The organism is Limimaricola sp. AA108-03, assembly GCF_050847355.1.
Classification (GTDB): domain Bacteria; phylum Pseudomonadota; class Alphaproteobacteria; order Rhodobacterales; family Rhodobacteraceae; genus Limimaricola.
On sequence record NZ_CP193763.1, the window covers coordinates 96,153 to 109,005 of the forward strand.

General features: G+C 62.7%; 13 protein-coding genes. 7 read left to right on the forward strand and 6 right to left on the reverse strand.

Annotated features, from left to right (window positions below):
- The first annotated feature begins 52 nt into the window (after positions 1-52).
- Positions 53-286, forward strand: coding sequence for a helix-turn-helix transcriptional regulator (locus ACRAQ3_RS21635; RefSeq protein ID WP_306467372.1), 234 nt, complete (start codon positions 53-55; stop codon positions 284-286).
- A complete protein-coding gene (locus ACRAQ3_RS21640) occupies positions 286-1,605 on the forward strand; it encodes a HipA domain-containing protein (RefSeq protein ID WP_099278597.1) in 1,320 nt (439 codons plus the stop codon). Before ACRAQ3_RS21635 ends, ACRAQ3_RS21640 begins: the two co-directional genes overlap by 1 nt.
- A 511-nt stretch (positions 1,606-2,116) precedes the next feature.
- Here the strand turns inward: ACRAQ3_RS21640 and ACRAQ3_RS21645 are convergent.
- From ACRAQ3_RS21645 to ACRAQ3_RS21655, 3 genes are all read right to left on the reverse strand, one after another.
- Positions 2,117-2,518, reverse strand: coding sequence for a hypothetical protein (locus tag ACRAQ3_RS21645; protein ID WP_099278598.1), 402 nt, complete (start codon positions 2,516-2,518; stop codon positions 2,117-2,119).
- A 481-nt stretch (positions 2,519-2,999) separates the two neighbouring features.
- Positions 3,000-3,293 carry an AbrB/MazE/SpoVT family DNA-binding domain-containing protein gene (locus ACRAQ3_RS21650; RefSeq protein WP_099278599.1) on the reverse strand — a complete coding sequence of 98 codons (294 nt, stop codon included), beginning with the start codon at positions 3,291-3,293 and terminating at the stop codon, positions 3,000-3,002.
- Positions 3,294-3,326: 33 nt separating this feature from the next.
- Positions 3,327-5,288, reverse strand: a complete 1,962-nt coding sequence (locus ACRAQ3_RS21655; RefSeq protein WP_099278600.1) for a hypothetical protein — start codon at positions 5,286-5,288, stop codon at positions 3,327-3,329.
- 369 nt (positions 5,289-5,657) lie between these two features.
- On the opposite strand from ACRAQ3_RS21655, the gene ACRAQ3_RS21660 reads away from it, so the two are divergent.
- The 3 genes from ACRAQ3_RS21660 (at position 5,658) to ACRAQ3_RS21670 (ending at position 8,854) form a co-directional block, all read left to right on the forward strand.
- Positions 5,658-6,995: a hypothetical protein gene (locus ACRAQ3_RS21660; protein ID WP_162620602.1), complete on the forward strand. Its 1,338-nt coding sequence runs from the start codon at positions 5,658-5,660 to the stop codon at positions 6,993-6,995.
- Between the two features lie 606 nt (positions 6,996-7,601).
- A complete protein-coding gene (locus tag ACRAQ3_RS21665) occupies positions 7,602-8,084 on the forward strand; it encodes a hypothetical protein (RefSeq protein ID WP_432257186.1) in 483 nt (160 codons plus the stop codon).
- Positions 8,081-8,854 (forward strand): DUF1828 domain-containing protein, encoded by a 774-nt coding sequence (locus ACRAQ3_RS21670; RefSeq protein ID WP_099278742.1) that lies wholly within the window; start codon positions 8,081-8,083, stop codon positions 8,852-8,854. Before ACRAQ3_RS21665 ends, ACRAQ3_RS21670 begins: the two co-directional genes overlap by 4 nt.
- A gap of 12 nt (positions 8,855-8,866) precedes the next feature.
- On the opposite strand, the gene scpB is transcribed toward ACRAQ3_RS21670, so the two are convergent.
- Genes scpB through ACRAQ3_RS21685 form a run of 3 tightly spaced genes read right to left on the reverse strand, consistent with a single transcriptional unit; the run spans position 8,867 to position 10,327 of the window.
- Positions 8,867-9,442, reverse strand: a complete 576-nt coding sequence (gene scpB, locus ACRAQ3_RS21675) for an SMC-Scp complex subunit ScpB (RefSeq protein ID WP_099278741.1) — start codon at positions 9,440-9,442, stop codon at positions 8,867-8,869.
- A gap of 2 nt (positions 9,443-9,444) precedes the next feature.
- Positions 9,445-9,879 (reverse strand): DUF1403 family protein, encoded by a 435-nt coding sequence (locus ACRAQ3_RS21680; protein ID WP_367869653.1) that lies wholly within the window; start codon positions 9,877-9,879, stop codon positions 9,445-9,447.
- A 4-nt stretch (positions 9,880-9,883) separates the two neighbouring features.
- Entirely contained in the window at positions 9,884-10,327 is a 444-nt protein-coding gene (locus tag ACRAQ3_RS21685) for a DUF1403 family protein (RefSeq protein ID WP_254050205.1), read from the reverse strand.
- Between the two features lie 211 nt (positions 10,328-10,538).
- Between ACRAQ3_RS21685 and ACRAQ3_RS21690 the strand changes: the two genes are divergently transcribed.
- Both ACRAQ3_RS21690 and ACRAQ3_RS21695 read left to right on the forward strand, forming a co-directional pair.
- Complete coding sequence (locus tag ACRAQ3_RS21690) at positions 10,539-11,033, forward strand: hypothetical protein (RefSeq protein WP_216823334.1); 495 nt, start codon at positions 10,539-10,541, stop codon at positions 11,031-11,033.
- Positions 11,034-11,819: 786 nt separating this feature from the next.
- Positions 11,820-12,800, forward strand: a complete 981-nt coding sequence (locus ACRAQ3_RS21695; RefSeq protein WP_269398739.1) for a helix-turn-helix domain-containing protein — start codon at positions 11,820-11,822, stop codon at positions 12,798-12,800.
- The last annotated feature ends 53 nt before the right edge of the window (positions 12,801-12,853 follow it).

A 12,853-nucleotide genomic window follows, 5' to 3' on the forward strand; every position in this document is an offset into this window, starting at 1 on the left:
CATGACATGTGGGGCAGGCATGGACGCGAGTATATTCCGGAACGTGAAAACCTTGGGCCATCAGCTCCGTCAGGCGCGCAAGGCGAAGGGATGGTCGCAGGGCGATCTGGCCCGGCAGGCCGGCACGGACCCGCGCCAGATCTCGCGGATCGAGACGGCCGCCCATGAACCCAAGCTGAGCCTTCTTCTCGCCGTGGTGGCGGCGCTCGAGCTGGACCTCGGCCTCGTGCCCCGGCGAGGGGCCTCCCCCCAAGCGGCGCGGCCCAGGCCCGAGGATATCTTTTGATGGGGCGCAGATCGCTCACCCACACGCTCGACGTCTATCTCAACGGGCGGCTCGCAGGATATTATGGTTATCGCTCCTCCGCCGGCGCGAGCTTTCGCTACGACGAGGCCTGGCTGGGATGGGAGTTCCGCTTTCCGATCTCGCGGTCCCTGCCCTTGGTGTCTTCGACCCAGAACGGGGACCACGTGGATGCGGTCTTCGAGAACCTGCTTCCCGATGTTCCTGAACTGCGACGGGTGATCGCGGAGCGCACGGAAGCGCGCAGCGATCGCACCCACGACCTCCTCGCCGCGATCGGCCAGGATTGCGTGGGGGCAATGCAGTTCCTGCCCCATGGGGTGACGCCGGCCGACCCGTTCCGGATCGAGGGCACGCCGCAATCCGAGGCCCAGATCGCGGAAACCCTCAGATCGCTCAGCACGACGCCGCTCGGTATAAATCCGGAAGAGCCCTTCCGGATCTCGCTCGCAGGCGCGCAGGAAAAGACCGCATACCTCAAGCATGATGGTGCCTGGCTAAGGCCGACCGGGCTGACCCCCACGACGCATATCTTCAAAAGACCCATGGGCGTGGTCGGCGGCGGTCTCGACCTTACCAAGAGTGTCGAGAACGAGTTCTTCTGCCTGCGTCTCGCGCGGGAAATGGGGCTCGAGGCGACCCAGGCTGAGATCCACCACTTCGAGGAGCAGATCACGCTCGTGGTCGAGCGGTTCGATCGGCGACCGCGGCGGGCGGGCGGGCTGGTGCGCGTCCCTCAGGAGGATTTCCTTCAGGCCATGGGCCGCTTTTCCGGGCAGAAGTATCAGCAGCATGGCGGCCCTTCGATGAGGGAGTGCTTCGCGCTGCTGCGGCAGTCCGACGATCCGATCGCGGACCAGGCCGCATTCCTGAAGGCGCAGCTCTTCAACTGGATGATCGCCGGGATCGACGGGCATGCAAAGAACTTCTCCATCTTCCTCGAGGGCGATGGATTCCGGCTGACCCCGCTTTACGACATCATGAGCGCGGCGCCGCAGCAGCTTCGCTCGACGTTCCGGCATAAGGATCTGCAACTGGCCATGTCGGTGGGCCGGCGCGGTCATTACCGACTGGATCGGATCGTGCCGCGTCATTTCGACGAGACGGCCCGCAAGGCCGGCGTGCCCCTGGAGGCCCGGCTGCGCGCCTTCAAGGCGCTTGCGGCGGCGGCGCCCGGTGCGCTCTCCCGCGCGTCGGAAGGGTTGCCAGAAGGCTATCCCGTCGAGATCGCGGAGCAGATCGTGGCCTATGCCACGGATCGCCTGCGCCTGCTGAGGGACTATGCCGATGGGCTGCAGTAGATCCGCGGCAAGGGCGGCAAAATGAGGGGCGGAAGCGCCCGTCACTGATTTGCGCACCAGCGCCAGGGAGGCCTCCTGTCCCGATGCGGCCGATTGTATCGCGCAGACTGGCCACTTCCTTCATCGCAGCAACCGACCTTCTCAACACGACGCTCAGAAGAGCTTGTCAGCGCAATCCGTCGCCTTGGATATCGTGCGTCCGACGCCGTTGCGTTGCATGGGAAACCGGGCCTCTCCGCGGAACGAGAAGACCTCTCTCGAGATCAGGAGCTTCGATCTCAACGCCGTCCGGGGCGCAATGGGTCTTCATGCAGGTCTGCGCATTCAGGCCGAGTTGAACACGGCCAGACGAAATAGGTGCACAGGCTGGCCGGCTCCAGGGGCAGGCCAGCCCGCCTCGATCTCAAGGCCCACCGGAAGCGGCGGGGTCATCCGAGGTGATCCTCGCGTGGTCACCGAGACGACCTGACCGCCGCAAGTCTTTCCGGTGAGAGGCCCGGCCGAGTCAGGGTCAGAACGCGCGTGCGGCCTCGCGTTCGGCCGTCAGGCGGTCGGCATAGCGTTCCTGACAGTCACGAAAGTGCTTGTAGGCTTCTGACACGCGACGCAGTTCGTTGAGGCGCGGCTCCCAGGCCAGATCGTCATACCGCGTATCCTCCTGCATCGCGCGGTCACCATAACCCGGGCGTTCGATGTTGAGCGCGCGACGCAGCGCGTCGCCCATGGCCGCCACGCCGTCGAGGTCGACCCCCTTGATCAACTGACCCTCATCGAGCTGGTTGAACGTGGCGGTCCAGGAGGGGCGTGTGGTCCTGTGGGCTTCGATCCCGGCGTCGCGCCAGAGGCGCGCGAAGACGCGACCGCTGCGGATGGCATGAAAGGCGAGGTCTTCGAGGGAGTTGGATGTCGTCATCGGTCACGTCCTTGTCTTGGAAAAGATCGAAGGTCCCGAGATCGACAGCCATGCAACCGCGTGCCGCTCTCCAGCGGATCAAACCGATAGAAGCAGAACGTAGTCCGCTGTTCGTCTCGGGCCTTCGTCAAGACAGGCCCGAGACGACCGGCGGACTATGAGTGGGCATCATGAAATTGGGGGCATTTCTCGAGCGTCGTGGCAATCGCACATGCGCTCAATCAGGAGATCGCCGCGAGCGCGTTTCGTGCGCTCCCGCCGGACAGCCGCGGGATCGTCGGGCCCATCAGCACAACCCAGTCGAACTTTGCGAAGCAATTCAGCGGTGAAGGTTCTCCCGTCTTCCCCTCCCTCCAGAGAGAGGGCGGAGGAACAGGAGGACGTTTAGGCCTTCAGCAGCAAGGTCACCCTGTTACTATCCTGATCGACTTTCTCACTGCCGTCCTGGGGCTCACGCCCATCCTGTCTTTCCCAGCCCATTTCAAAGTCCGAGGTCGATCTCGGGATCCACCGTGCCGCGAGCTTTCTTGAAGGCGACTGGAAACCGATCGTGCGCCTCATGGCGGCGGAAATTGCCGTTCTCAGATGGCCGCCCCCTGAACCGTCGAAGCCCGGTCAGGATACCTCCCAGACGTCTCCGGCGGATAAAGGTGACGACAGGACCGCCCTTGGCGTGGAGATCGATGCGAGCGCCGGCTCTGAGCCCGAGCTTACGGACGAAGGCGGCGGGGATCCTGACGGCGAGCACATTGCCCCATTTGCAGATCCTTGGCATGTTGTCCGCCCTTCCTCGGCGTGATCCGGTCTCTCATGCTATCATGCAACATCGAATGCAGGAGAGCCCATGACCACCTTCGAGATCATCCTCTCTGTCGCCTCCGTCGTCGTCGCCATCGGGGTGAGCCTTTGGATGCGGCACCTCGGAAACACCGCCGGACGGGATCGGCCAAGGGATCCAGAGCGCCTCCAGCGCTTTCTCGACTCCGCGCCATACGAGAACCTCGACAAGGTCATGCGGCCGGGCTGGCGCGACCGCGATTGAATGGGGGCGACAATTCAGCTCGGACTTCCTCTTGGCGCCTCGCGGCTTCGCGGTGGCATCCCTGTGCAAAGCGTGACCGATCGATGGGGTGAGGCCAGTGCCGCCAATGGAGGCAAACGCCATCCGGCGAAGCTCCACCCCGTCTGCCTGGAAGCCGGTCACGACCTGTCCTTCCGGCGTCTCTGCCCGGTGTCGGACGACGACCAGTTCTGTCCGGGCCGACACCGACGGCGCCTCCCGTGCTCCATTGTCGGCGCCCGATCGCTCCCCCTGGATTCTGGCGAGGTTCTCGGCGCCTGTCGTGCGCGTGGGCGTGTTTGGAGACGACTGACCAGTTGTCCGGGTAACTCCCTCTCCCTCCCCGAGCCTTCGGCAGAGCAAAGCTCCTTGTAGTGGGCACGAACCTGTCTCACCAAGATGCTCTCGGGCTTCCCGCATGTTTGACGTCTCTGCCTCGGCCTTCTGCCGGCGATACCAGGTGGCCCGCGAAATCCCCTGCGCCTCCCACGGCTTCGTGCGGGATGTTGCGTTCGAAGCGAGATAGCGCGCGCGTGTCACGGCTCCGGAGTTCGATCGGCGCATCCGCTGCTTGTCGGCTTTCCGACGCTTGCGTTCGGTGAGCGAGAAGATCTGCCGCAGGCCGAGCGCACGCGCGATCTCGTCCGAGACGCAGAGCAGGTCGGCAAGCGTCTCGCCGGCATAATGATAGCGGCCGTCCGACATCGGTGATCCGCTTCGGGGAAGCGCTGCCCTTTCCGCGGCATGCTTGGCGATGGCGCCCACCTCGTTGGTGGAGAGCCCCGGGGTCGCGATGCTCGCCATCGCATGGGTTCGCGCGTCGACATCCCCGGGGTTCTCTTGATGCGTCAGGCAGGTGGCCCACAGGTGCAGCCATGTGTTCCGGTGGCCGACCGGCACACGACCGCCCCAGGCATCCAGCAGGCGCTCCAAGTCTTCCTGAATTGCGACGAAGCGCTGGCCGGGGCTCAGCCTGGACCGGCGCGACCCGCCCTGCCCCGAAGACGCCTTCTGTCTCTTTCGGGCCTGCAGTTCCCGGCGGGTCGGTCGACCGGAGGCGATGTAGATCCGGTCCGCAAAATCTTCGAAGGAATGGCGTTGCAGGCTTCCGCCAAGGATTTCGACCGTGCGGCCACTCTTGAGGTTGATCGAGCCCGGAATTCGGAACACCCGGGCGGTGTCGCAGCAGCGAGGGTCCGCGCCATAACGCCTATACAGGCCGATGAGCGCCTTCTGCGCCGCGCTCCAGCGCCGCCTGGCCCTCGGGGGCAGGTCATTGATCAACCAGATGGCCGCAAGCCCGCGCCCCGTGAAGTTCACGAAGGACGGGACCGGCAGACCGCGGCGCTCGACGTCGCGGGTGAACGCCTGCGCCCATGCCGCCGGATCCGAGGCGAGGGTCCGAGGCGCGAGGTCGACGTCGAGGTCAAGGTAAAGGGCATTCAGGGCGGCCAGCCGCCGGTCCCGACGCGGGCCATGAAACCGGTTCAGGGTGATGTAGGCGGCTGTGTCAACGCAGCACTCGGCGATCCAGGGCGCCTCATAGGTCCGGTAAATTCTGCTGTGCATCCGCATTCCGGTTACGGCCGTCATGATCGTCGGCTTTCCGATCGCAGTGATCGGATGGAGCAGCTTCACGTAGTCTGCCGTGGTCAGCTGCTGCGCCACCGGCTGGGCGTCGAGGAGATGAGCGGGATCCAGATGTTCCATGCCCGGGAACTGGGTTCATGGCACGGGCTTGAGAAATGTCCGTCAAGAAACGCTGCGCCGTGGATGGCCGCAGTATTTCGACGGTTCGGTTTCCCGGGCCAGGGTGCGCGAATAGGGTCGGTTCCGCCGGACTGGTAGGTTGGGCGGACAGCGTCGTTCGCTGCGGGTGCGAAAAGCGGTCTGTCGAGAGACGCAAAGCTGACCCCTCAACTGAAACCGTCTCATACCTTCATTTTTGTCCCTCCCCGACTGCGCCCGTCATTCTTCCCCTGCGCGCGTTGCGATGGAGGATCTCGACAACGACGTTGTCCTTAGCCGCCCTGCTTCAGGAGGAACGCCTTCCGCGCGTCCGAAAACTTCGATGCCTTCATGGCTTCGCTCCTCGTCTCAGCCGGGTATAGCCCAAAACTCCAGTTTCAGATGGTCGCGTTTTCAGGGGGCAGAGCACTCTGTCTCGACGAGGCCGACGCGGCCGCACTTGATGAGAGTCGGCGAGGCGGTCGACGGTTCTCGAAGAATTTTCCGCATGATGAAGTTGGTGAGGTCGCAAAGAATGCGCTCGCCATCATTCTGACCGAGAACGCGCCGAACCTGGCGGTCGGATTGATTAGCTCGAAGAGCGCCACGTCGACCTTCGAAACCCGCGTGGTGTTCGATCATGTGAAGCCGGTTGTCGGACCACGCTATGATAGCCTTCTCAACGCTATTGACGCTCCTTCCCTGCGTCAAAGGCGCGATGGCATGCGGGCTCTCGAGCCTGGGCTCCATAGTTTCTCGCCCAAGTTGGGCTTGGCGTTCCTCACGCAGCTCGCCGCGTCCGAGGAGGCCATTGGCGCTCTCAGGAGCATCGCGACGCTCGTACAAAGGCCGAGGCGGATCACCGATGCCCGCGCGCTACAGGACGACGCGGTCCGCTTGGCCATCAAGGCCTTTGGTGGCTCGGACGAAGCATCGCATCTTGCGCTGAACGAGGGGGGCGCGACGGCCCTCGGCACTGTGCGACTGCTCGAAGATGCCGTAATAGAGCACGATGCGCGTTTTATCTCAGGCCTTCGGCTCGCCGACAGCGACCTGACTGGGCGTGCGAGGTTTGAGGGGCGGGATCGCACCCTTGAGGTTCTGACCGCAAACAAGAGGCCGCTCGAAGAGCTGTTCGGGGTCGATCTGATCTATCTGAACCGTCGGCGCGGCTCGATCGTCATGGTGCAGTACAAGATGCTCGAGCGAGGGAAATCGCGGAAGCGATCCGTGAAGTCCGGGTCGTCCACCGTCGAGGTCGATGACGGCCATGATTGGCTGCTGCGGGTCGATGAGCAGCTCGAGGATGAGATTGCGCGGATGAAGCGCTTTGATCGTGATATGTCGCCAAGTGGGTCCTACCGTTTGAACGCCGGCGCCTTCTTTTTGAAGTTCATGCGCCGGAACGCCGAGGCCAAGTCTGCTGGTTTTTTGATCAGTCTCGACCATTTCGAGGGGCTACGTGCCGAAAACAAGCTCGTGGGTCCGAGGGGCGGCATGCGCCTCAGCTACCGCGAACTCGACGGCCACTATTTGCGGTCAGGAGGGTTCGCCGAACTTGTGCAGTCCGGCTATGTCGGAACGCGCGATGCGACGACCGCGCATCTGCAAGCCCTCGTCGAGCGCACTCTATCCGGCGGACATGCCGCTGTCGTGGCGATCGAGTCCGCGCTGACGTCACCTGCTTAGCATAACATTCGCGGGTATTCCGGGTCGCTGCCACCTTCGCGTCGCTCGCATACTGTGAACCAGCATCGAAAACTGGCGCCGTAGCGGCGTGATCGGCGTTCGAGAATGACCGTTTCCCTCCGTCATTGAGAGCTGCCCATTCACCGGGCATCCGCTCTATCCCGCATAGCTGACGGCCGCGAGATGACCAATGCTGTGCGCAGCCGCCGATAACCGCTCTCAGGACGCCGCGGCGCAGCCCTGGCGGGGCCTGCAAAGGTCCGGAATGGGCCGGGAGAAGTCTTGGGAGGGAAGGGCGGACATTCGCCGCGCATCTTTCAGGCGTCCGATCATGAGAACGCAGTCAGTTCATAGTTCGGCCATGCCCGAACTCGGCGACTTAGGAATGTCCCCCAGCTGCTCCCACGTGATCCGTTAACGCTCTGGTTGCGGTTGCAGGCAACTGAGACGATCCTTCTGCATCTCCGGACTTGGTCTGGGACGGATTTACTGGGGTAACACAAACGAAACAGGTACTTCTGTAGGTCGGCTCTCGGCAAGCGCGAGTTTGACAAACCGGAAGTTGTAATCTTACCAAGATCCATAGGTTGTCTGGAACGCCGGTTTATGAAGCTCAAAGATGTTATTCGGCTCGAGAAAACGGTTGTCAGCTATGGTCAATGGTCAAATGGCGAGATTGATCGCGCTTCATGGCCTCTGCGACGCAAGAAGCTGAAACTTTCGCCGGACTGGCAATGGCGTGTTATATCCCTTCGTTCCGGTGAGCGTGAGTTCCGTGTTCTGTTGCAGTTGAATCCGCTGCTTGAAAGCTTCTACGCGATGCTTGGGGAGGTCCGCGGCGATCAGTTGGCAGTGTTGTGTAGTCATGATCTTCACACATCGCACTCAAACTGGCACTGCCACGTTGCGACGGGAGACATCGATAGAGTGCTTCCAGGGGTGACCCGAGATCGGGATACGTTTCGCTTCTGGCCGAGCTATACTGGAGAGTGCACAGAGAAGTTTGACGTTACGCTCCATAGTGCCGTGACGATTGCTTCGGAACTATACCGCTTTGCTGCTCCGGCTCAGGGAGAGATGATTGTATGAACGCGCAGAAGAAGATCTGTGCTGCCTTTTGTGAGGGTCTCTCCGTCCGAGAGATCCCCCTGGGCTATGCGATCAAGACTCCCTTCAGCTGGCTTCATGGTGAGCCGTTGGTCGTGTTCGGCGAGAGATCAGATGGCCTTGTTCGCATGCGTGATGGGGGTGATACGCTGGCCCTTCTTGAAGACGTTGCCGGTGACCTAACAACCGATACGAAAATGGATGCGATGAGGCAGCTCGCAACCGAGCACGGTATCGCATTCGATGAAGAGAATTCCCTCTTTCTAAGCGATTGGACTGATGAAGCAGACTTGGGTAGTGCAGCCGTCAGGTTCATGTCGTTCTTGAATCGCATTCAGGACCTTGCATTTCTGTCACGTGATAGGATCAGCAACGCTTTCCGCGAAGAGCTTACTGAGGCGATCAAGGAACGCTTTGGTTCACAGTTCCATGTTGGCGAGCGAGAAGCTTTGTCCAAGGATCACAAGGAATATACCGCTGATATCATTATCCGCGACGCCAAGATTCAAGCGGCTGTTTACGCTGCGACAAGTGAGGTGAACGTTCTTGAAGCACTGCTGACAGAGCAAGTGTTCAGAGACGACTACGAGGTGAAGACAGTACCAGTGGTGGTCTTCGAAGACTTTATGCAAAGCAAGGTAAAGCCTAAGACGCGTCGTCGAGCCATGAACAGCTCTGGCATCGAGATCGCAGACTGGGCCGGCGGGGCGGATGAAGTTCTTGCAAAGATCAGTCAGATTTTGAAGACGTGACGTTGTAGCTGTCTACGATCCCGTCAGCCCCGCATCGTGCAGCGCTTCGGCATCGGGCAGGTCGCGCAGATCCTGGAGCCCGAAGGCGGCGAGGAAGCCCGGCGTGGTGACGTAGGTGTAGGGGGCGCCCCGCCGCGGCGCGCGTGGCCCCGGTGCGATCAGATCCCGCGCCGCCAGCCGGCCGATCAGCTCGCGGGAGATCTCGGACCCGAAGATGTCCCTGAGCCCGTTGCGGGTGACCGGTTGATGGTAGGCGATGGCAGCAAGCACCGCGAGGTCACGCTCGGACAGGCTGATCTCCCGATCGCCGACATTGGCGGCGACACGGATCACCGCGCCGTAGGCGGCCCGGGTCCGCAGCATCCAGACGTCGCCGACCCGCACAATCTCGTAGGGTCGGTCGGCCAGCTCCGCGGCGAGATCATCGATCAGCAGATCCAGCGCCACCCCCTGCCCCACGACCCGTGCCAGATCGGCGCGCGGCACCGGCCGGGCGCTGGCGAACAGCACCGCCTCGATCCGCCGCATCCATTCGCGCCAGCGCAGCTCGCGCGGCAGCTCGGTGAGCTCGCGGTCGATCATCTCCATGCTCAAAGCCCGTAGAGCCGGAAGCTGTCGCGGCCGGTCAGCTCGCGCAGCGCGCCCAGCAAAACCAGCCGGTCGCAGAGCCGCCGCGCGGCGCGGTCCGACATCAGATGGGTCAAAGCTGTAGGCGTCAGTGCGTCCTGCGCGAGAAACAGCTCGATCGCCGCATCGGCGCCCTTGGCCCGCAGCTTCGGTGCCACGGCGTACAGCCGCGCGGCGCGGCGGGTCAGGTCGTGCGCCAGACCGGCGGCCCGGGCCGCAGCGCGGGCCACGGCCTGGTGGCAGGCCAGCCGCAGCTGATCCCCATCGCGCCGCAGATCGCGCGGTGCCAGGCCAAGCACCAGCAGCGGCACGATCCGATCCCAGCCAAGTACCTTGGCCAGTGCGGCATCGGCGAGGATCAGCGCCGCCGTCTCGGCCCGGGGGGCCTCCCTGAGCACCGTCTCAAGCGTGGCCGCGGCCCCGCGCGATGGGGGCCCCGCTCCGCGCCAGCTCGCGCCTGACCGGCTCCGGTGCGACGCCGGGGAGAGGCGCCAGGCCGCGCGCGGTCAGCGGCCGCGTCACCGCGCGACGCCAGGCCTGGCCGATCTCGCCCGCCGGCCCGAGCGGATCGCCGGGGCGCGCCAGATGAAGCGCGTCGCGCAGCTCTGCCAGACCCTCCGGGCGCCCCGAACACCTCACAGTTGCCGCCGCGGCCTCAAGCGCCAGCCGGTCGCGCCACAGCGTCAGAGGCAAGCCCGGCTGGGCCATCGCGCCTTGCAGATGCGCCAGCGCGGCGCCGGCGCGGAACGCGGCCTCCTCGGGATCGGCGGCACGGCCCGTGACGGCCCAGCCCGGAGCAGCAGGCCAGGAGGGTACGGGAAGATGAGGATGCGGATGAACGGACATGCCTCTCGCGCTACCGGGTCGCGGCGCTTTTGTCCATTCCATGGCATTTTAACCGCCGCGCTGTACGGTTGTCTCGCATGTCCGGTAATCTTGGTTTATCGGACATGAAGATGATCGGTCGCTTGGCATATCGAATTCGTCTGAAAACCCCGAACATCCCGCGCCGCTCGTCCTGCCCGATTACGTCGCGGGCTCCGGCAGCCTCGACCGTTTGGTCGACACCGCCCGCCAATACCTCGACCACGCCATTGCCGAGAACACCCGAACCGCCTACACGCGCAACTTGGAGGCCTTCGCGCGTTGGTGTCGAATGAAGGGCGCCAACCCCCTGCCCCCGTCGCCCGAACTGGTCGGGCTCTACATCACCGATCTCGCCGCGCCTTCGGGTAAGGCACGCCCGCTGTCGGTAGCCTGGATCGATCGCCGTCTTGCCGGACTGTCTGGGGGCTACGCGCAGCGCGACTTTCGGCTCGACCGGCGCGATCAGCACATCTCGAGCGTTCTCGTCGGCATCTGCTGCCGCCATGCCCGACCGTTGGAACAGATGGAGGCGATCAGGCCGGACGAGCTTCTGGCCATGCTCGCGACGCTCAGCCACGACCTGCGCGGGCTGCGCGACCGGGCCATGCTGCTGGTGAGCTTTGCCGGGGTGCTGCGACGCTCCGAAATCGTCGGACTGGATCACGGCCAGGACGACACCATCTAGGGCAGCGGCTGGATCAAGGTTCTCGAGGCCGGCGTTCTTGTCACGCTGCGCGGCAAGACCGGCTGGCACGAGATCGAGATCGCCCGCCGCTCCAGCGATCAGACCTGCCCGGTCCAAGCCCTGAAGAGATGGCTGGAGTTTGCAAAGATCGAGTTCGGCGCCCAAGCTTGGTAAAACCAGCCGGCCTGACGTGTCCAAGCCAAAGGGCGCACTTCATCCTCGTGCAGATCTTCGTGTCGATTGATCGGCTGCTCTGAGCCTCGGTAGGCTGCCCTGATCAAGTCGGAGGCCGCCTGATTCTCGTGGAACGCGAACCAAAAATGGCTACCAGAGGGTGAGGCCCTTGAAAGTACTTCTATAAATCCACTCAGTTTCACGCAATGCGTGTATATTAGTGCTGCCTACTGCCCGTTCAGCGTGGGCTCTCAGAAGGCTCTCGAAAAAAGTTCAGGGCCGAAATCACGCCGAAACCCTTGAAAAATAGCTCCTTTGCAAAGTGCAATTTACACCTTGATCGGGAGTTCTCTCGATTAGTTGTTGCGTCTCGGTAGGTGCTTGTGCATTGATGGCCCAAAATGCACACACGAAGAGGCCGCAGATGAGTAGCTAACCCCCAGACAAGACGAGAGCCCAGAAAGGTTGCCGCCTCTCTGAGCCCTTTAGTCGCCCGGTCTGCTAGGAAAACAGACCCTATATTCACCCTCTTCCTAGCAGGCATTTCCCACCTCCCGCAAGCCCCTTCGGCGTGCGGGATCATGAAAAGTGTGCCTGAGAATGACTTTCCCAATGAATCCGGGGAGAGGCTTCGTTGCCCTGCCCAACGAGATCATGGATCTCAAGATGAGCAGTGGTGCGTTCCGCCTACTCACCCTCCTATGCTCGTATGCGAACCACAAGACCGGTGACTGCCACACTCCCCACGAGGAGCTGGCCTCCCGTATGGGGAGATCGAAGCCGAGCATCACTGCCTACCTCAAGGAGCTTCGCGCCCTGGGGCTGGTTGCCTCGTTCTCGAAGAGAGGCTTGTTCGGTGGCAATGGATACCAGCGTCACAACGTGACCTTCTGGAAAGAATGGCGCACTGCTCTGCGTAAGGCAGGAACCGATCGGCGCCAGAAGAAGGTCGATGAACAGGTTGCGGACGTTCAGGAAGCTGAATGCGGCGTTCAGTCCTCCGAACGCGAATATAATAACCATATCCATTCTAACCACACTACTGCACCGCAGCCTCTGCCACAGCTGGTCGAGATGAACGAGGCCCCTGCCCTGCAACCGGATCCTTGCGTCAGTGCAGTGGTGGAAGAATTGCGGGAGAGATGGGTCGAGCTGACCCGTGGTGCGTCATGGAGCACGCACTTCAACTCCATGCCCTCGCGGGATCTGGTTGCTAAGACCGAGAAGCTCCTCGCCGACTACGCGCTGGTTCAGGCAGACACAGCAATCAGCGATGTGGACATAGAACGAAGGCTCCGGGGCATCTGGCGGTCGTTGGGTGTGAGGGAGAACCGAGAGGCTCTGCACGAGCAGGTCGAGTTAGTGTCCCAGAACCCGGCGCCAGCAGCGGTTCTCCCTGCCCTATCGGCGGCCATCAAGAGGAAATGGCGGGTCGGCTTCTGGAGGAAGATGCCAGAGCCACACTTCTTCCGAAACTACCTTGCTGAAGCGTGTGCGGCAGCTCCTGCGACTATGGCGTCGACGCTCAAGGTGCTAAGACACCACCTGAGGAAATACACCGAACTGACCGCGATGAAGACTGCCACACGGTGACCGTCAGCCTACCGAATAAAACAAACCAAGACGGCCAGGGAGCCGATTATACC